A 17,418-nucleotide genomic window follows, 5' to 3' on the forward strand; every position below is an offset into this window, starting at 1 on the left:
TTCGTCGGCTCCGCCTCCTCGCAATGACGGCGGTGAGTCCCTGTGTGTCCAAACGACGCGAGCGTCGGGGATGATGTCCCCTACGCTTCCTCTGCTTCTACGGGAAGCGCATGAATCTCTCCCCAGTTCTTCAACTCGATCAGCAGCGGCGCAAGCGTGCGGCCTTTCTCCGTAAGGCTGTATTCCACGCGCGGCGGCACTTGCGGGAAAATCTCGCGCGACACCATGCCGTCGCGTTCGAGATCGCGTAGCTGCTGCGTCAGCGTGCGCTGGGTGATCTTGGTCAGGCGCTTTTGGAAATCGCTGAAGCGCTTCTTGTCGTCGAGCAGGAGGAAGAGGATCGAGCCCTTCCATTTGCCGCCGATGATGTCCATCGCCGCCTCGATGGGGCATTGGTCGTATTGCGGGTGACGTTGCTTGCGCATGGTATCCTATTTTGCCCTATGGGCGGCATTCCTGCCTATTGGCAATATTACTGCGTTCTTCACAGCGATCTATACTGTCGTTAGCGTCGCGGCGCCCTGACGTCTCGAAGGAGAAGACGATGACCGACGCGATGACTCCGGAATTTTACTACGCCATTCTAACGGCCGCTTTTACTTCCCTGCTCTGGGCGCCGCATGTGGCGCAGCGCCTGCTCGAAATGGGCCTCGTCGGCGGCTTCCGCGATCCGCTGCACGACGCGCCGACACAGGCGCCCTGGGCGCAGCGCTCGATCCGCGCTCACGCCAACGCCGTCGAGAATCTCGCCGTCTTCGGCCTGCTCGCGACCGCCATTCAAATAACCGGCCATACGACATCCGCCTCGGCGCTGGCGGCGGCGGTCTATTTCGCCGTCCGCATCGCCCATTACCTTATCTACGTCATCGGCCTGCCTTGGGCGCGCGCGCCGATGTTTCTGATCGGCTGGGCCTGCCAATGGGTTCTCATCGCCGCCCTCTTCGGCTGGGTCAAATGAGTGCGGTCGGGCCGTCGCGGCTCTGGATTCCCGGTTGCGCTTCGCGCCCCGGGAATGACAGCCCCCAGAGCATCCATCAACAGATCAAGCAGAGCGACGCTGACTCAGCCTGTCATCCCCGACAGGCCGAAGGCCTGATCGGGGATCCAGAGCAACGCCGACAATCGTTGCAGCGGGAACAACAACCAAACCCTAAGCCCCCGTCGGCCCCCGCCCGAGCAGCGTCTTAATCCGCGCCGTCAGCCGGTCGCGCACGTCGCGGTAGGCCGACAGAATCGCCTCCCGCGACCCCTGCGCCGCCGTGGCGTCCGGCGTCGGCCAATAGACGACGTCGACCGCCATGGCGCGGGTGAACTCCAGCGCCCGGTGATGCGCCTCGGGAGAAAGCGTGACGATGAGGTCGAAGTTCGAGTCTTCCAGATCCTCGAAAGTATGCGGCTTGTGACGGCTCATGTCGACGCCGATCTCCTCCATCGCCGCCACGGCGAAGGGATCGGGCTCGCCGCGCTTGATCCCGGCGGAGGCGAAATAGATCTCGCGGCCGAAATAATGCCGCGCGATTGCTTCCGCCATGGGCGAGCGAACCGTATTCAGCGTGCAGGCGAAGAGGACGGATTGCGGGCGCGCCATGTCGCTACCCGATTTTCATCGCCGAACCGGCCTGTGCTTCGGCGGAAAATGCTGCCATCCGCCTCAGCCCTTCCAGTGCAGGGCCGTAATCAGCGTGAAGAGGCGGCGCGACGTGTCGGCGTCGGTTTCGATTTTTCCCTTCAAACGCTCGGCAAGCAGTTGCGCGCCTTCGTTGTGCAGGCCGCGCCGGCCCATGTCGATCGCTTCGATCCGGCTCGGCGTCGCCGTGCGAATGGCGGCGTAATAGCTTTCACAAATGAAGAAATAATCTTTGAGGATGCGCCGGAAGGGCGTCAGCGACAGAATATGCGTGACCACGACGTTACCGTTTTGGTCCCGAATATCGAAGACGAGCTTGGCGTCCATCAAGGAGATATTGAGCGCATAGGGCCCGCCGGCATAGCCGACGAGCGCGAAGCTGTTGTCCTCGATCAGATCGTAAACCGCGATGGCGCGCTCATGCTCCTGATCGGCGGAGCCGCGCCCGATCGAATTCTCATCGAGCGTGACTGAGATCAGCCGGTTCTGCGCGCTCGCGTCCACCCGTTTAAGCCCCTAGAGAATTCAAACGGATCGAGACCGAACGGGCATGGGCCGTGAGCCCTTCGGCGTCGCCCAGCGTCACCGCCGCGCCGCCGATGGCGCGCAGCGACTCGGCGTCGCATTTCAGGATCGAGGTGCGCTTCACGAAATCGAGCACGCTGAGGCCCGACGAGAATCGCGCCGAGCGCGCCGTCGGCAGAACGTGATTGCTGCCGCCGACATAATCGCCCACGGCCTCCGGCGTATAGGCGCCGATAAAAATGGCGCCGGCGTTGGAGACGCGCGCGGCGAGTTCCTCGGCGTCCTCGGAGATGATCTCCAGATGCTCCGCGGCGATGCGGTCGGCGAGCGGCAGCGAATCGGAGAGCTTCTTCACCAGAATCACCGCGCCATAGTCGCGCCAGGACTTAGCTGCGATCTCGACGCGCGACAGCGTCGAAAGATGGCGCTCGACCGCTGCGACGGTCGCGTCGGCGATCTCGACGCTGTCGGTGACGAGGATGGATTGGGCGGATTCGTCATGCTCGGCCTGCGCCAGCAGATCGGCGGCGATCCAATCGGGATTGGCGGTCTTGTCCGCGAGCACAAGCACTTCCGAGGGGCCGGCGATCATATCGATGCCGACCTGGCCGAAGACGCGGCGCTTGGCGGCGGCCACCCAGGCGTTGCCGGGGCCAACGATCTTGGCGACCGGCGCAATGGTCTTGGTGCCATAGGCGAGCGCCGCGACGGCCTGCGCGCCGCCGACGCGGTAAATTTCATTGATCCCCGAGCGCTTGGCGGCGGCGAGCACCAGCGGCTCGACATGGCCGCCCGGGGTCGGGACGACCATCACGATGCGTTTCACGCCGGCGACCTTGGCGGGCACGACATTCATCAGCACGGACGACGGATAGGCCGCCGTGCCGCCCGGCACATAGAGGCCGACCGAATCGAGCGGCGACCAGCGCCAGCCGAGCTCGACGCCCGCCGCGTCGCGATAGCGCGTGTCCTCGGGCTTCTGCTTCTCGTGATAGGCGGTGATGCGCTCGAGAGCGAGATCGAGCGCGGCGAGCTGCTCTTTCGAGCATTTCCCTTCCGCCGCGGCGACCTCGGCGGCCGAGACGGCGATGCCGGTCTGCGCAAGATCAATGCGGTCGAAACGCTTGGAATAGTCGATCAACGCCTCGTCGCCGCGGGCGACGACATCCTCGATGATGGCGCGGACAGTGGCGTCGACGTCCTGGGAGGACTCCCGCTTCATGGCGAGCAGCGAGACGAAACGCTGTTCGAAATCGGGGGCGGCGGCGTCCAGGCGCAGGGTCATTTCCATCTCCAACCGGGGGTTTCCGGCTGTCATGACCTTGTGGGGGCGCTTTCGTCAAGTTTGATGCGTGTCGGGAGGCGGCGCCAATGGGGAAGCGGCCGGGCTTCAAGCTCTTGAAAACGCCCATTTCCACTTGTGCGACGCGTCGGGCGAGAAGATGTGATTGCTGATTGATTTTCCTGCGCGCCGGGGGCATATTCCCCTTCGGGAAGGATGGCGGGGCCTCCCCCGCCATCCCCCCTCCGGGTTAGCAGGAGATGGAAACTGCTATTTTCCATCTCCGCCACCGGAGTTCGATTTTGAGCGTTATGCTCATCTTCGGACTCCAGTCGTCGCGCGGAATTGCACGACCCGATGTTTATACTTCAAAAGGTCGAGCACGAGCCAGTACATTGCAGCTCGATAGGGTTGAGCGCGTCTTGGCTGCCCTGAGAGCGCCTGCGCGCCGCCACAGCAATTGGCGTGAGCGCACGACAACGCCTGAATATCTCAACGGAAACGCCTGAAGAGCGCCGCGCCCTCAACGGGACGAGGCCGCCGCCGCCTCCTGATGCATCGGCCGCGCCGCCGTTTTCCACCGCGGTCCAATGTCGCAAAGCTGCGCCTCGACGCACTCCACGTCGAGGCAAATCACCGCGCCTCCGGCGAAAGTCAGGCGGATGGTTCCTCCCGGCGGCTCGGGGCCGGGCTCGAAAGTGACGGCCAGGAGATCGAGGATCGCATCCGGCTGGTCGCGCGAAACATGCTGGCAGCGCACCCGCTCGACGCCCTCGAAATGCAAGCCCGAGCGACAGCGCTCGAGCCGCCCCTCCATCTCCGCCGACCAATCGAAGCGCGAGCCGACGAGCGCGAAGCGGCGCTTGGCGGGGAGGTAGACAATGTCGCCGACGCGCACCAGCGCGTCCTGCAGATGCGCCGAAAGAAGCGCCAGATCTTCGCTGTCCAACGCATGCAGCCGCAGCGCGGGCGCATTCTCGAGCAGATTCACGGCCATGCAATTCCTCCCTCGCCGGGATATGGCGAGACAGGCGAAGACGCGCAAGCCCAAGCGAACGTCGTAAAAGTCCTTATCGAGCTGGCGCAAATCGGAGGGAACCCCACGGCCGCCGCAGCCCGGCCCCAGTGGCGGGTTGTTTACGAGTTTGCGCCATGATCGACGCCACGAAATTTGGCTCGAAGGAACAAGACGATGGGCGAGGCAACGGCGCATTCCTTGGCCGGATTGGCAAACGGGCGGCGCGAACTCTCCTGCGGACGGGCTCCGGTCGTCCCTCCCGATCAGCTTATCAGACAACCTGCTGTAATTGCGGGCGTTATACTCTTTGATCTGTTCAGCGTCGCGGCGATCGGCGCTCTGACCCATTTCGCTGTCTTCGACGGCGATCCCTATGGCTCCAGCGCGCTTCTTCTGGCGCTGGCCGGGGTGGCCATTGGCGCCGCGGCCATTTTGAAGATGCGGTGGGCCTATACGGTCGCATCCCTTTCCCATGGATTGGCGCAGGTCGCGAATGTGGGATTGGCGCTCTCACTCGCGCTCGGCGGACTGATCGTCGCCGAGGCGCTGTTCGGAACGCATCTCGAGCAAATGCGTCGCTGGGTTCCCTATTGGCTCGCCTTTGGTTGGGCCGCCGGTTCTGCGGCGCGTCTTTTCACGGCGCGCGCCCTCGGGCGCTGGTCGCGAGAGGGGCGTCTGGCGCGCCGCGCCGTGATCGTCGGCGGCGGAGACGCCGCCGCGGAGCTCATCGATCGGCTCGATCGCTCTGGAGGAACAGCCATCCAGATTCTCGGCCTTTTCGACGATCGCGATAAAATGCGCTCGCCCGAAACCGTGGGCCGCTATCGCAAGCTCGGCCGCTTCGACGACCTCGAGGCCTTCTGCCGCGAGCAGCGCGTCGATCTTCTCATCATCGCTTTGCCCCCGACCGCCGAGGAGCGCATCCTCTACATCCTCAAGAAATTGTGGGTTCTGCCGATCGACGTGCGCATCGCAGCGTTCAACAGCAAGCTGAAATTGCGCTCGCGCGCCTATAATTACATCGGCGACACGCCTTTCCTGCCCGTCTTCGACAAGCCGATGTCGGATTCGAGCGTCGCTCTCAAGGCGATCGAGGACCGCGTGCTCGCGGCCATTGGCATTATCCTGCTCGCGCCGCTGCTCGCGCTCATCGCCCTCGCCGTGAAGCTCGATTCGCGCGGGCCGGTGTTTTTCAAGCAAACGCGCCACGGCTTCAACAATGAGCCGATCGGCGTGCTCAAATTCAGATCGATGTACGTCGATAAATGCGACGTCTCGGGCCAGAAGCAGGTCACGCGCGGCGATCCGCGCGTCACCCGCGTGGGCGCGATCCTGCGCCGCACCTCGCTCGACGAGCTGCCGCAGCTTTTCAACGTGCTGAGGGGCGAGCTTTCGCTCGTCGGCCCGCGGCCGCATGTCATGCAGGCGAAGGTTGGCGAGCACATCTACGACGAAGTCGTCGACGGTTATTTCGCCCGCCACAAGGTGAAGCCCGGCATCACGGGCTGGGCGCAGGTCAATGGCTGGCGCGGCGAAACCGACACGGTCGAAAAGATCGAGCAGCGCGTCGCGCATGATCTCTATTACATCGAAAACTGGTCCATGCTGCTCGATCTGCGCATCCTCGCGTCGACGCCTTGGGCCCTGATCACGACCAAGAACGCCTATTGATCGCTCGAGGGCCGAGCGCCCCCGCAGCGCGCTTTCCTGGCCCGTATCGTGCTTCCCGCGCCCCTGATCGGCAAATCATGTCGGGAAAGGAACGCAGCATGTCCGAAGCGGCCGATGCGCCCAAAGGTTATTTCATTGATTGGGATGGGAAAATGCGGCCGGTCAGCGAGCCGGGAAAAGGGCTGCGCTGCGAAGTGGACCTGAACGCCAAATATGTGATGGTTTTCAACAAATATGGCGGGCTTGACCATGAGTCGACCTGGTATCCCGACGAAGCGGCTGTCACGAAGGCGGGCATCAAAGTGGCCTACGCGGACGTAACGGCGCCGATCCGGATTTCCTCCATCGACTGATAATATTTCCGCGTGAGGAACTCGCGTTTGGATTTGTAGCCCGTCATTGCGAGCCAAGCGAAGCAATCCAGGGTGGCGACGCGGTCCTGGATTGCTTCGTCGGCTTCGCCTCCTCGCAATGACGGCGGTGCTGCGGCCGCCAGCTCTCTAATTCTGCAACAAGGAGCGGAGCGCCTCGAGCGACGCTGGCTTCGTCAAATGCGCGTCGAAGCCGGCCTCGCGCGTTTTTGCGCGATCCTCCGCCTGTCCCCAGCCGGTGAGCGCGACGAGCGTCAGCCTGCGGCCAATCTCGCTCTGCCGTATCAACCGCGCGGTTTCGAAGCCGTCCTGCAAAGGCATGCCGAGATCGAGAAAGACGATGTCCGGCTGGAAGACCGTCACTTCGCGCAGCCCGTCTCGCCCGCCATAGGTCACGCGCACCGAAGCCCCGAGCAGATCGAGCACCATCGCCAGAGTGTCCGCGACGTCGCGCTCGTCGTCGATCACCAGCGCGCGCCGGCCGGCCGGCGCCGCCCTGGCCTCGACGCCCTTGGCAGGCTCCGCCGCATCCGCCGCCGAAACGCTCACAGGGAGGCGCACCATAAAGACGCTCCCTCTGCCGAGCCCTTCGCTTGCCGCTTCGATCGAGCCGCCGTGCAGCTCCACCAGCTTGCGGACGAGGGTGAGGCCAATGCCGAGGCCGCTGTCGTTGGACGGATTCCCCGTCTGGGCGAAAGGCTCGAAAACATGCGACAACGCCTCGGGCCCCATGCCGCGGCCGTTGTCTCTGACGATCACGACCGCTTCCCGCCCCCTGCGTTCGGCAAGGATTTCGATGCGTCCGCCCTCCGGGGTGTATTTTGCCGCATTGTTCAGAATATTGGCGAAAACCTGCGTGAGCCGCACAGGATCGCCGTAAACGAGCAATGTCTCCGGCGGCGTGGAAAGCGCGGCGCCGTGACGCCCTTTCTCGATCGACGGCCGGCTCGTCTCCAAAGCGTTGCGCAAAACTGTTGCGATGTCCGTCGGCTCGCGGCGTAACTCGATTCTCCCCCTGGCGATGCGCGAAATTTCGAGGAGATCGTCGACGAGGCGCACAAGATGCGTCACCTGACGCTCCATCATATCGAGCAACTGCGGGTCGGATTCGACGCCTCTCTGCGCGCGCGCTCTCAACAGATGAACGCCATTGTGGATGGGGACGAGCGGATTGCGCAGCTCATGCGCCAGCATGGCGATGAGCTCATCCTTCCGCCGGTCGGCGTCTCGCAACGCCTCTTCCGCATTTTTGCGGTCCGTAATATCCGCTTCCACGCCCGTCATGCGCACGGGCTTGCGCTCGCCTCCGGGACCGTCCTCGAAATAGGCCTGCCCGCTGACGCCGTGCCAATTCACCGACCCGTCCGGCAGGATGACGCGGAACTCGGCCTGAAAGCCGCACGCGCATTCCGGACTCAAGCAAGCTTCGACCGCTTGGCGAACGCGCGCGCGGTCGGCGGGATGAATGCGCTCGAACGCCTCTTCAAAGCGGATGTCCTCGTCTGGCTCGAGGCCCCAAATCCTTTTCATCTGGGCGTCCCAGACGACCTTGCCGCTTTGCGGATAATAAGCGAAGGAGCCGAATTTTGCGGCGTCCAAAGCGATGCGCAGCCGCTCTTCGCGTTCGCGCAAAATTTGCTCCGAGAGTTTTCGGTCGGAGATGTCCCGGACAATCCCCCACATCGCGTCCGGCGCGCCATTTCCATCTTTGGAGAGAACGGTGCGCAATTCGACGGGAAAAACGCCTCCGTCCTTGCGGCGATATTCCTTCTCGTAGACGTCCGAATAGCCGCGCGGCAGGATCTGCTCCCGGACGATCGCCGCCTCCATCGCATGCCATTTTTCGGGCGTGAGCTCTTGATACGTCAGACCGCGCAGCTCTTCGTCCGAATAACCGAGCATGTCGCGATACAGGTCGTTGACCTCCAGAATGCGGCCGTCCATGGCGACGCGCACGAAAGGATCGCGCTGCGATTCATACAACAGGCGGTAACGACGCTCGCTGGCGCGCAGCGCCTCTTCGGCGTTCTTGAGTTCGGACACGTCGAGGACGACGCCATAGTAACGCTCCGGCGCGCCGTCCGGCCCCATAACGGGCCGGCCCCTCGACAGCAACCATCTGGGCGCCTGATCGCTTGGAAGATTGACGCGCCACTGAAGCTCGAATTCCTCGCCCGCGCGCCCCGCCGCCAACACCGCCGCGGTCACGCGCTCGCGGTCGTCTTCATGAATAGATTTCGCCCAATTTTCGAAAGACGCTTCGCAGGCGCCGATATCGAGACCGTAAAGCGCCCAGAGATTCTTCGACCAGACCGCGCGGTTATTTTCCGTGCTCCATTCCCAGGAGCCGGCATGCGCCGCGTCCTGCGCGAGACGCATCAAACTTTCACTCTCGCGCAGCGCTTCCTGCGCCAATTTGCGCGCATGGATGTCAAAATTGACGCCCACCCATTTGCGCACCGATCCGTCGCGATCGAACAGAGGCGCGCCGCGGACATTGGTCCAGCGCCAACCGCCGCCGTTCCATTTGAGCCGGTATTCCGCGTCGTATGGCGCGCGCATTGCGACGGCTTCCCGCCACCGCTCCTCCGCATGCGCGCGATCGTCGGGATGAACGGCGTCGAGCCATCCATAGCCGAGAAAATTTTCGAGCGTCTGGCCCGTATAAGCGCGCCAGCTCGGGCTGTCGGACACGATTGCGCCATGGGCGTCGGCTTCCCAAACGGCCTGAGCGTAAGACTCGGTCAAGGCGCGAAATCGCTCCTCGCTTTCGCGCAGCGCATCTTCCGCCGCGCAGCGCGCCTCGATGTCGACGACAGAACCGATGTAACCTTGGAAAACGCCGCTTTCGTCGAAGCGTGGCGCCGCCGCGGAGAAGGTTCGGTGGTAGACGCCATCGAAACGCCTGACCCGATATTCGGCGCGATAGGGCGCGCGGGCGTTGAATGCACGCGTCCAAGCCGCGCCGACTCGCTCACGGTCCTCCGGGTGAACCGCTTCGATCCAGCCCGCGCGCGCCTGCTCCAGGCTTTGACCGGTGAATTCGGACCAGGCTGGATCGACGTAGCTGGCGCGTCCTTCAGGATCGCTTGCCCAACTGGTCAGCCAAAAGTGATCGCCTGTCAGATTCTCCATGCAATCTGCGCTCACGCCTAATTAAAACCACGAAATACATGAGATGGAGATGCCGATCAAATGAGACGGCTTTATGTTTTCTTGAACTGTACAATGCGCGAACGCCGCCCCGCATTCAGTTCCGAGCTGTGGCTTCGTAACGCTTTTTGTCCGCTTCCATCACATGGGCCAGAGCGTCGCATTTTTGCGGGTCGCTTGCGTTCTGCGCCGCGCACATCCGGTAGGCCGCCGAAGATTGCTCGTAGGAATCGGCGGCATATTGAGCGTTCGCAACGTCTCTGGACCCAGGGCTGTTACATCCCGCAAGAACCGCCGCAGCCACAAAAAGGAACAGCCAACGCATCATCGTCCTCGTAAGAGCCCGTTTTCGACAAAAGTCTGAGAGACACTTTTCTCGAATCAAAACGCGCGCGTGACTCCATGCGTGCGGAAATCGCGCTGGCGCAAACGCTGCTTGGTTATCACGCCATTCGCTTCGATGGCCAGCGTAACCGGACTCATGCAGGCGTAAGGGATGTAGATCGGCTGGCCTGCGACGAAGCGGCGACCGGCGTAGCCGTAATCAAAGGCGTCGCATTTGCCGTTGTTGATAACGACGCCGTCGACATCGACGGTCTCCTCGGCGCGACACTCGATCCAACGATAGCCGCTGAATGTCGAAAGCTCGGGAAGGAACGCTTCTGTTTCGAGCAGCGTGCAGGAGAAGGGAGACGACTGCGCCGCCGCATGGCTCCAGCCCCATAAAGTCATTGCGAGGAGAACGCGCGCAAGCGTCGACTTCATCATATCGCGAACCTCCAAATCTCGCTGCATCGAAGCGCAAAAGCCGGGGCGGCGCAACTTCGCCCGGTCCCGCGCGAACAGACTTCCTCATCCTGATGAGGAGCCGCCGCAGGCGGCGTCTCGTCGGCGCGACTGCCCTTGATTGGCGCGAGCCGAGCCGTCACGATGCCTCCCATAAATCCGTCATTGCGAGGAGGCGGAGCCGACGAAGCAATCCAGGGCCGCATCGCCGCCCTGGATTGCTCCGCTTCGCTCGCAATGACGGGCGAAAGTTTGAAAGGATGCATAAGTGGCCGCAATTGATCGCCAGGAAATGATTGTCATGGGCGCCTCTGCTGCGCTCGTCGGCGTCGCTGGCGCCACGCATGTCTTACATGCCGGCGCGATCGTCAGCTTCCTGGCCTGCGCGCTCGCGCTCGCCGGCGTCGCTCATGTCATTGGCGAGGCGACCGATCAGGTCGGCAATCATTTGAGCCCCTCGACGACAGGGCTCATCCAGTCGGCAGTGGGAAGTCTTCCCGAACTCTTCGTCTGCATCTTCTCGCTGCAAGCGGGACTAGTCACCGTGGTGCAGGCCTCGCTGATCGGCTCGATCCTCGCCAATGTCCTGCTGGTGCTGGGCCTCGCCTTTGTCGTGGGCGGGTGGCGACATGGCGTGCTGGAATTCAACGCCCGCACGCCCCGCATGATCGCTTCGCTCCTGCTGCTCGCCGTCTCGGCGCTGGTCCTGCCGACGCTCGCAAACGAGCTGCATCTGGCGGCCGCGTCGCATGAGCAGGAGCTTGCCGTCGTCTGCGCTGTCGTGTTGCTGCTGGTCTTCGCGATCATGACGAAATCGATGCTCGAGCAAGGCCAGCGCGCCGTGCCGGCCGAGGCCCATGCACGCGCCCACGCCTGGCCGCTCTCGACGGCGATCGCGGTGCTGCTCGTCTGCGCCGGCGGCGCGGCGCTGGTCTCCGATTGGTTCGTCGAGGCGCTGGAGCCTGCGATCGATACGCTGGGACTGAGCCAGACTTTCGCGGGCCTCGTCGTCGTCGCCATCGCTGGCAATGCGATCGAGAATGTCGTCGGCGTGCGCCTCGCTGCGGCGGGCAAATCGGAGCTTGCGGTCAGCGTCGTGCTGACGAGCGCGCTTCAGGTCGCGGTGGTCATTGTGCCGGTCCTGGTGCTGGCGAGCTTTACCGTGGGCGGCGCGGCCTTCACGCTCGCCGTCCCGCCGATCCTGGCGGTCGCGCTGTTTTTTTCCGTCCTGGTCGTGACGGTGGTGACCGTCGACGGCCAGGCCGACATGGTCGACGGCGCGGCGCTCATCGGCCTCTACGCGATCATCGCCGCAATTTTCTGGTGGGGTTAAGTCGGGCGGGTCGCCATCGCTTCACACACGGCCAGACCGTCATTGCGAGCGAAGCGAAGCAATCCAGGGCCGCGATGGGGCTCTGGATTGCTTCGTCGCTCTGCTCCTCGCAATGACGGCGGCTACGACTTCGGTTGGCCAATCGTATCCGCCATCACGGCGCCGCGCTCGCCCAAGGGTTGTGGCGCGCCCGTTGTCGTGTCTTTCGCCGTCTGATGCTCCATCTCGGCGTCGAGTTCGGCGCCGACCAGCAGCACGATCGCCGACACCCACAGCCACAGCATGAAGCCGATGGCCGCGCCGAGCGAGCCATAGGTTTCGTTGAACTTGCCGAGATTGGCCGCATACCAGGAGAAAAGCAGCGAGGCGATCAACCAGAAGATCGCCGCGAAAGCGGCGCCCCAGCTCACCCAGCGCCATTGCGCCCGGTCGCGGCTCGGCCCGTAGCGATAGACGACCGAGGTCGCGATTGCGATGACGAGCAGCAAAATCGGCCAGCGCAGCGCCGAAGCCCAGGTTTCGATCTGCGCGGGCATCCCGACCGCTTCGAGCGCGCGCGGCAGGATCACCATGGCGCCCAGGGAAAGGGCAAGCAGCGCCATGCCGGCGAGCGTGAAGCCCAGCGATATGGCGTTGAGCTTCAAGAAGCCGCGCTTCTCCTCTTCCTGATAAACGACGTTAAGCGCGTCGAAGATCGCCTTCATGCCGGCATTTGCGCTCCACAGCGAAAACAGCAGGCCGATGATCGACGTGAATCCGAGCTTTGTCGCGCCCTGCGCGGCGATGCGCTGGATTTGATCGCCGATGATGAACAGGCCCTCGGCCGGCAGGAATCCCGAAAGCGCCTGAAGATGTCCGCTGATCGTCGACGGGTCGGCGACGAGTCCGTAGATCGCCACAAAGGCCGCGATGGCGGGAAAAATCGCCAGCAGCGCATAGAAAGTGACGCCCGCGGCGATGGCGAGAATGCGATGCTGGTTGATGTCGTCATAGACGCGCGCCAGCACATCCTTCCAGCCGCGCGCCGGGATTTCGGAAGGCGTGGTCGCCGCCCTGCCCCGTTCGATCGCCGCCGGGTCCGCTGAAAGAGCCTCTTTCCCAGCCATAACGCATCCTCCGGCGCACGCATTCGCGCTTCCCGGAAGAACCGCCTTTATTGCAGGACGTTCCTGAAGAGATGGCGTTTAAAACTCGACCTCGAGCTCCTCGATTTCGTCCTTTTCGAGCTTCGCCGCCTCGATCCACTCCTGCATCGCGGGCCACTCGAGAATACGGTCGCAATAGGCCTCGCAGAGCGGGTCGAGCGCGACGTCATAGGTGCGCAGCCGCGTCACGACCGGCGCATACATGGCGTCCGCCATCGAGAGCGCGTCGCCGAAAAGATAGGGCCCGCCATGCAGCTCGAGGCTCTCGCGCCAGATCTCCGCGATGCGCGCAATGTCGCCCTGCGCCTTCGACCAGACTTTGAACCTGGGGAAACGCCCCTTGAGATTCATCGGCAGCGCCGCGCGCAGCGAATTGAAGCCCGAATGCAGCTCGCCGCAGATCGAGCGGCAACGCGCCCGGCTCAGGCGGTCGGCCGGCAGCAGCCTGGCGTCCGGCGCGATCTCATTGAGGAACTCGCCGATCGCCAAAGTGTCCCAAATCCGGAAATCGCCGTAGGTGAGACAGGGCACGCGGATCGAGGGCGAGAGCAGCAGAATCTCCTCGCGCGCCGTCGCGTCGTCAGGGTCGACCGTGATCTCCTCGAAGGGAACGCCGGAAAGCTTCATCAACAGCCAGCCGCGAAGCGACCAGGACGAATAGTTCTTGCTGCTGATGGTAAGCGTCGCGGTCGGCATCGATTTTCCTCATTGACTCAATGGCCCAGAGCAAGCCATGTGCCAATTTTTCGAGCAATGGCACAGCCCTTGCTCGCCACATGCTACCGAAACCCAGGGGTCTCATTCCAGCGCATGTATAACGCCTATAAGGCCTATGCCGACCTCTCCGACCAGATTCGCCTGGCGGCGGCAAGCAGCGAACGCATCCTGAGCCTCTGGGGGACGATGCAATTCGCCGCGCCCCTGCGCTGCTTTCAGGCCTATCACGAGCTCGTGGCGCTTGGCGGCTTCACGCATCGCCGGCCGGACTACGGCATTGCCGAGGTGACGACCGACGCGGGGGAGACCGTTCCCGTGGTCGAGGAGGTTGTCGCGACAACCCCTTTCTGCGACCTGCTGCGCTTTTCCCGGCAGGGCGCGAGCGGCGAGCCGCGCGTGCTGCTGCTCGCGCCCATGTCGGGCCATTTCGCGACGCTCCTGCGCGGCACGATCCGCACCATGCTGCGCGACCACGAGGTCTATGTCAGCGACTGGCGCAACCCGCGCGACGTTCCGCTCGCTGAGGGAACCTTCGGCTTCGAGGATTTCGTCCAGCACATAATCGACTTCCTGAAATTCATGGGGCCGCAGTCGCATCTCGTGGCCGTCTGCCAGCCCACCGTCCCGGCGCTCGCCGCCGTGGCGCTGATGGCGCAGGACCAAGACCCAGATACGCCCGCCAGCCTGACGCTGATGGCCGGGCCCATCGACACCCGCATCTCGCCCACCAAGGTGAACGAGTTCGCCACCTCCAAGCCGATCGAATGGTTTCGCGAGAAGATGATCAGCAAGGTGCCTTACGGCCTGCCGGGCGCGGGACGGCGCGTCTATCCCGGCTTCATGCAGCTTTCGGCCTTCATGAGCATGAATATGGACCGGCACAGGAACGCCTTCGCCGATCTCTTCAAGCACCGCGTCGACGGCGATCACGCCAGGGCCGACCAAATCCGCACCTTCTATGAAGAATATTTCGCGATCATGGACCTCGACGCGGATTTTTATCTGCACACGATCGAAACGGTCTTTCAGAAATACGCCCTGCCCGAAGGCAATCTGACCTTCAAAGGCCGCAAGGTCGAACCCCGCGCCATCAAGAAAACCTTCCTGCTCACGGTCGAAGGCGAGAAGGACGACATCTGCGCCATCGGCCAGACGCTCGCCGCACAGGACCTGTGCAGCGGCCTGCGGCCTTATATGAAGTCACATCATATGCAGGCCGGCGTCGGCCATTATGGCGTGTTCAACGGCAGGCGCTGGGACAACCACATCTATCCCGTGCTGCGCGAACACATCCGCGGCAGCATGTGACGCTGTCATTCCCGTCATTGCGAGGAGCGAAAGCGACGAAGCAATCCAGAGCCGCAATCGCTGCCCTGGATTGCTTCGCACTTCTGCGAAGTCGGGTATACCCGACTTCGAAAAAATGCTCGCAATGACGGGTAAAACGAGCGCCTCACCAATAACGCCAATAGGGGCCGCCGAACCCGCCGTAGAAACGCGGATAGGTCGAGAGCTCCATCCGCCGTTCCCGGCGGTCGGCGGAGCGGTCGAGGTCGACGTCCAGAAGACATTTGGAGAAACCATCCGTCCCGCGCTTGAAACCGTAGGATTTGCAGCGGGCGTCATCCATCGCCCGCTGCTCGGCCGGCGTCGTCGACTCGCAGGCGCCGAGCGCCGCGCCCAAAGCCAGGACGGTAAATAAACTGGAAATCCGCATCTCTAGACCCTCGTTGGCCCGTTTGAGATTCGCTCAAAAGTCCAGCCGAAAAATGGCTGCTTTGCGGCGCCCTCGCCTGACCTCGCCGTCACCACGGGCGTTTGGCGAGCGGCGTCTCGCTATCGACGATATTGGCCTCCAACGCGCCCACCCGCTTGGCGAGGACGTTGACGGCGTTCTGCAGCGCGGCGATCTGCCGTGCAAGATCGTCGATACGGGCGGCCGTCGCCCTGTCGGAGACGGTCGCGTCATTGCGCAGCCTCGCCAATTGCTGACCGAGGCAATTGACCGCGCTAATCACATCCTTCTGATCGGCAATGACGCCGGAAACGCCGGAGGCCTGCACGAGGCAGGAGACATCGGCGCGCGCCGGCGCGGCGGCGGCCAGCAAGAGCAAAATCAGGCCGAGCGATCTTCGCATGTGATCCTCCCCGAACCACGACCCAAATCGCGCTTGCCGGCGCGCGGGCAATGCGCCTTTATGCCCGAGAGTTCCTGAAATATCCTTGCCGCCGGCCCACATGACTCTCGCTCCCGCTCATCCTCTCGTTTTGATCGGGCCAATCGCGCCGCTCGGCAAAGCCGGGCAGACGAGCGCGATCGTCAAAGCGTCCACCCCCGGCCCATGGCGAATTGGCAAGACGGGGTTAGAGGGCGACGCCCAGGCCGATCTGAAACACCATGGCGGGCCGGAAAAGGCGCTGCATCACTACGCTTTCGACCATTACGCGACCTGGCGCGCGGAGATCGGCGACGCAGCGCCCCTCGCCGCGCCCGGCGCCTTCGGCGAGAACCTGTCGACGTCCGGCTGGACGGAGGAGACCGTCCGCCTCGGCGACGTGATCCGCTTCGGCTCGGCGCTCTTGCAGGTGAGCCAGGGACGCCAGCCCTGCTTCAAGCTCAGTCTGCGTTTCGGCCTGCGCGACATGGCGGCGCGCGTCCAGCGCAGCGGCCGCACGGGCTGGTATTATCGCGTGCTGCAAGAAGGCGTCGCGCAATTGGGCGACGCCCTCGCGCTGATCGAGCGCCCCTGCCCCGATTGGCCGCTCGCGCGCCTCTCCACCCTGCTTTACCGCGACACGCGCGACCGCGCGGGACTCGCAGCCATGGCCGCGCTCCCGCAACTGGCGGAGGGTTGGCGCGCGCTGGCGCAGCGGCGTCTCGACACCGGCAAGACCGAAAACTGGAGCGCCCGGCTCTACGGCCGGCAGCGCCAGAGCTGATTGCCTCGCTCGCGCAACCGCCTTAAGGTGCGCGCCTGAATGCGGAGAAGGCCATGTCGTCACGCTCACAAGACTTGCTGCAGGACAATCTTTTCACCGGAAAGATCGGCGCGGAATACGACATCCTGCGGCTGATGTGCCCCAGCCACGTCCTGCTCGCCAAACGCCTCAGCGCGACGGTCGCCGCCTGGAAGCCCGACGAGACGCTGAAAGGTTTCGAAATCGGCTGCGGCACCGGCATCAGCACCACTTTGATGCTCGCCGCGCGCGACGCCCTCACGCTGACCGCCGTCGACAGCGCGGCGGCGATGCTCGATCAGGCGCGCGAAAATCTGGCGGATGACGTGAAGGCGGGCCGCGTGACCTTCCAGGAAGCCGACGCGCTCGACGCGCTGAAGGCGCTGCCCGACAATAGCCTCGATCTCGTCGCCTCCAATTACGCCATTCACAATTTCCTCGACGATTACCGTTCCAAGGTTCTCGCCGAAGTGCATCGCGTGCTGAAACCCGGCGGCCTCTTCGTCAATGGCGACCGCTATGCGATGGACGACCGCGCCGCGCATCTGCAGGACACGCAGGTGACCGTGCGCCGCTGGTTCAAGCTCTTCCGGGAAATCAACCGGCTCGACCTCCTGGAGGATTGGGTGGTGCATTTCTACAGCGATGAATCGCCCGACCATCTCATGTATTTCACGCCGTCGATGCGGCTGCTCGAAACGCTCGGCTTTGCGGTGACGGTCGATTATCGCGAGGGCGTCGATACGCTGGTGCGGGCGGTGAAAGCGTGATCGATACGTTTGGACAAGCGCGCCTGAAGGCGCGCGGTCCGGACCGGCGCTGGACCGCGCGC

General features: G+C 63.6%; 18 protein-coding genes. 7 read left to right on the plus strand and 11 right to left on the minus strand.

The genetic code is table 11. From position 1 onward, the window contains the following. Nucleotides 1–80: 80 nt before the first annotated feature. A complete protein-coding gene (locus tag JJT62_RS15855) occupies nucleotides 81–425 on the minus strand; it encodes a helix-turn-helix domain-containing protein (protein WP_202073759.1) in 345 nt (114 codons plus the stop codon). 119 nt (nucleotides 426–544) lie between these two features. Here JJT62_RS15855 and JJT62_RS15860 point away from each other — a divergent pair, with 119 nt between their 5' ends. Continuing rightward, nucleotides 545–958 carry an MAPEG family protein gene (locus tag JJT62_RS15860; RefSeq protein ID WP_202073760.1) on the plus strand — a complete coding sequence of 138 codons (414 nt, stop codon included), beginning with the start codon at nucleotides 545–547 and terminating at the stop codon, nucleotides 956–958. A 192-nt stretch (nucleotides 959–1,150) separates the two neighbouring features. Here the strand turns inward: JJT62_RS15860 and JJT62_RS15865 are convergent, their stop codons facing one another. The 4 genes from JJT62_RS15865 to JJT62_RS15880 form a co-directional block, all read right to left on the minus strand. Then, entirely contained in the window at nucleotides 1,151–1,588 is a 438-nt protein-coding gene (locus tag JJT62_RS15865) for a low molecular weight phosphatase family protein (protein ID WP_202073761.1), read from the minus strand. A gap of 63 nt (nucleotides 1,589–1,651) precedes the next feature. Next, a complete protein-coding gene (locus JJT62_RS15870; protein WP_202073762.1) occupies nucleotides 1,652–2,131 on the minus strand; it encodes a UPF0262 family protein in 480 nt (159 codons plus the stop codon). A 4-nt stretch (nucleotides 2,132–2,135) separates the two neighbouring features. Continuing rightward, complete coding sequence (gene hisD, locus JJT62_RS15875) at nucleotides 2,136–3,437, minus strand: histidinol dehydrogenase (RefSeq protein ID WP_202073763.1); 1,302 nt, start codon at nucleotides 3,435–3,437, stop codon at nucleotides 2,136–2,138. Nucleotides 3,438–3,957: 520 nt separating this feature from the next. Further along, the gene (locus tag JJT62_RS15880; protein ID WP_202073764.1) at nucleotides 3,958–4,431 is read right to left on the minus strand and encodes a DUF2948 family protein; all 474 of its coding nucleotides are present in this window, start codon (nucleotides 4,429–4,431) and stop codon (nucleotides 3,958–3,960) included. Between the two features lie 195 nt (nucleotides 4,432–4,626). Here JJT62_RS15880 and JJT62_RS15885 point away from each other — a divergent pair, with 195 nt between their 5' ends. Together JJT62_RS15885 and JJT62_RS15890 are read left to right on the plus strand one after the other, a co-directional pair. Next, nucleotides 4,627–6,123 (plus strand): undecaprenyl-phosphate glucose phosphotransferase, encoded by a 1,497-nt coding sequence (locus JJT62_RS15885; protein ID WP_202073765.1) that lies wholly within the window; start codon nucleotides 4,627–4,629, stop codon nucleotides 6,121–6,123. A 98-nt stretch (nucleotides 6,124–6,221) separates the two neighbouring features. Further along, nucleotides 6,222–6,476 (plus strand): hypothetical protein, encoded by a 255-nt coding sequence (locus tag JJT62_RS15890; protein ID WP_202073766.1) that lies wholly within the window; start codon nucleotides 6,222–6,224, stop codon nucleotides 6,474–6,476. Between the two features lie 147 nt (nucleotides 6,477–6,623). On the opposite strand, the gene JJT62_RS15895 is transcribed toward JJT62_RS15890, so the two are convergent. Both JJT62_RS15895 and JJT62_RS15900 read right to left on the minus strand, forming a co-directional pair. Further along, entirely contained in the window at nucleotides 6,624–9,629 is a 3,006-nt protein-coding gene (locus JJT62_RS15895; RefSeq protein ID WP_202073767.1) for a PAS domain S-box protein, read from the minus strand. Nucleotides 9,630–10,028: 399 nt separating this feature from the next. Further along, a complete protein-coding gene (locus tag JJT62_RS15900; protein ID WP_202073768.1) occupies nucleotides 10,029–10,415 on the minus strand; it encodes a hypothetical protein in 387 nt (128 codons plus the stop codon). A 286-nt stretch (nucleotides 10,416–10,701) separates the two neighbouring features. Between JJT62_RS15900 and JJT62_RS15905 the strand changes: the two genes are divergently transcribed. After that, nucleotides 10,702–11,766 (plus strand): sodium:proton exchanger, encoded by a 1,065-nt coding sequence (locus tag JJT62_RS15905; RefSeq protein WP_370568569.1) that lies wholly within the window; start codon nucleotides 10,702–10,704, stop codon nucleotides 11,764–11,766. 122 nt (nucleotides 11,767–11,888) lie between these two features. On the opposite strand, the gene JJT62_RS15910 is transcribed toward JJT62_RS15905, so the two are convergent. Continuing rightward, nucleotides 11,889–12,872 (minus strand): YihY/virulence factor BrkB family protein, encoded by a 984-nt coding sequence (locus JJT62_RS15910; RefSeq protein ID WP_202073769.1) that lies wholly within the window; start codon nucleotides 12,870–12,872, stop codon nucleotides 11,889–11,891. A 78-nt stretch (nucleotides 12,873–12,950) separates the two neighbouring features. Beyond that, nucleotides 12,951–13,607: a glutathione S-transferase family protein gene (locus JJT62_RS15915; protein ID WP_202073770.1), complete on the minus strand. Its 657-nt coding sequence runs from the start codon at nucleotides 13,605–13,607 to the stop codon at nucleotides 12,951–12,953. Nucleotides 13,608–13,664: 57 nt separating this feature from the next. On the opposite strand from JJT62_RS15915, the gene JJT62_RS15920 reads away from it, so the two are divergent. Next, the gene (locus JJT62_RS15920) at nucleotides 13,665–14,936 is read left to right on the plus strand and encodes a polyhydroxyalkanoate depolymerase (protein ID WP_246744947.1); all 1,272 of its coding nucleotides are present in this window, start codon (nucleotides 13,665–13,667) and stop codon (nucleotides 14,934–14,936) included. A 145-nt stretch (nucleotides 14,937–15,081) separates the two neighbouring features. On the opposite strand, the gene JJT62_RS15925 is transcribed toward JJT62_RS15920, so the two are convergent. Both JJT62_RS15925 and JJT62_RS15930 read right to left on the minus strand, forming a co-directional pair. After that, a complete protein-coding gene (locus JJT62_RS15925) occupies nucleotides 15,082–15,345 on the minus strand; it encodes a hypothetical protein (protein WP_202073771.1) in 264 nt (87 codons plus the stop codon). Nucleotides 15,346–15,433: 88 nt separating this feature from the next. Then, nucleotides 15,434–15,766 (minus strand): hypothetical protein, encoded by a 333-nt coding sequence (locus tag JJT62_RS15930; protein ID WP_202073772.1) that lies wholly within the window; start codon nucleotides 15,764–15,766, stop codon nucleotides 15,434–15,436. Between the two features lie 100 nt (nucleotides 15,767–15,866). Here JJT62_RS15930 and JJT62_RS15935 point away from each other — a divergent pair, with 100 nt between their 5' ends. Both JJT62_RS15935 and JJT62_RS15940 read left to right on the plus strand, forming a co-directional pair. Next, nucleotides 15,867–16,568: an MOSC domain-containing protein gene (locus JJT62_RS15935; RefSeq protein WP_202073773.1), complete on the plus strand. Its 702-nt coding sequence runs from the start codon at nucleotides 15,867–15,869 to the stop codon at nucleotides 16,566–16,568. A 53-nt stretch (nucleotides 16,569–16,621) separates the two neighbouring features. Beyond that, on the plus strand, nucleotides 16,622–17,356 hold the full coding sequence (locus JJT62_RS15940) for a class I SAM-dependent methyltransferase (RefSeq protein WP_202073774.1): 735 nt from the start codon (nucleotides 16,622–16,624) through the stop codon (nucleotides 17,354–17,356). The last annotated feature ends 62 nt before the right edge of the window (nucleotides 17,357–17,418 follow it).

The sequence above is a fragment of the Methylocystis sp. Sn-Cys genome (genome assembly GCF_016745395.1).
Classification (GTDB): domain Bacteria; phylum Pseudomonadota; class Alphaproteobacteria; order Rhizobiales; family Beijerinckiaceae; genus Methylocystis; species Methylocystis iwaonis.

Excerpts from the sequence above, each read along its gene's own strand:
- JJT62_RS15855 (WP_202073759.1), bottom strand. The coding sequence starts at position 425 with ATGCGCAAGCAACGTCACCCGCAATACGACCAATGCCCCATCGAGGCG.
- JJT62_RS15860 (WP_202073760.1), top strand. The coding sequence starts at position 545 with ATGACCGACGCGATGACTCCGGAATTTTACTACGCCATTCTAACGGCC.
- JJT62_RS15865 (WP_202073761.1), bottom strand. The coding sequence starts at position 1,588 with ATGGCGCGCCCGCAATCCGTCCTCTTCGCCTGCACGCTGAATACGGTT.
- hisD (WP_202073763.1), bottom strand. The coding sequence starts at position 3,437 with ATGACCCTGCGCCTGGACGCCGCCGCCCCCGATTTCGAACAGCGTTTC.
- JJT62_RS15880 (WP_202073764.1), bottom strand. The coding sequence starts at position 4,431 with ATGGCCGTGAATCTGCTCGAGAATGCGCCCGCGCTGCGGCTGCATGCG.
- JJT62_RS15885 (WP_202073765.1), top strand. The coding sequence starts at position 4,627 with ATGGGCGAGGCAACGGCGCATTCCTTGGCCGGATTGGCAAACGGGCGG.
- JJT62_RS15890 (WP_202073766.1), top strand. The coding sequence starts at position 6,222 with ATGTCCGAAGCGGCCGATGCGCCCAAAGGTTATTTCATTGATTGGGAT.
- JJT62_RS15895 (WP_202073767.1), bottom strand. The coding sequence starts at position 9,629 with ATGGAGAATCTGACAGGCGATCACTTTTGGCTGACCAGTTGGGCAAGC.
- JJT62_RS15900 (WP_202073768.1), bottom strand. The coding sequence starts at position 10,415 with ATGATGAAGTCGACGCTTGCGCGCGTTCTCCTCGCAATGACTTTATGG.
- JJT62_RS15910 (WP_202073769.1), bottom strand. The coding sequence starts at position 12,872 with ATGGCTGGGAAAGAGGCTCTTTCAGCGGACCCGGCGGCGATCGAACGG.
- JJT62_RS15915 (WP_202073770.1), bottom strand. The coding sequence starts at position 13,607 with ATGCCGACCGCGACGCTTACCATCAGCAGCAAGAACTATTCGTCCTGG.
- JJT62_RS15920 (WP_246744947.1), top strand. The coding sequence starts at position 13,665 with ATGGCACAGCCCTTGCTCGCCACATGCTACCGAAACCCAGGGGTCTCA.
- JJT62_RS15925 (WP_202073771.1), bottom strand. The coding sequence starts at position 15,345 with ATGCGGATTTCCAGTTTATTTACCGTCCTGGCTTTGGGCGCGGCGCTC.
- JJT62_RS15930 (WP_202073772.1), bottom strand. The coding sequence starts at position 15,766 with ATGCGAAGATCGCTCGGCCTGATTTTGCTCTTGCTGGCCGCCGCCGCG.
- JJT62_RS15935 (WP_202073773.1), top strand. The coding sequence starts at position 15,867 with ATGACTCTCGCTCCCGCTCATCCTCTCGTTTTGATCGGGCCAATCGCG.
- JJT62_RS15940 (WP_202073774.1), top strand. The coding sequence starts at position 16,622 with ATGTCGTCACGCTCACAAGACTTGCTGCAGGACAATCTTTTCACCGGA.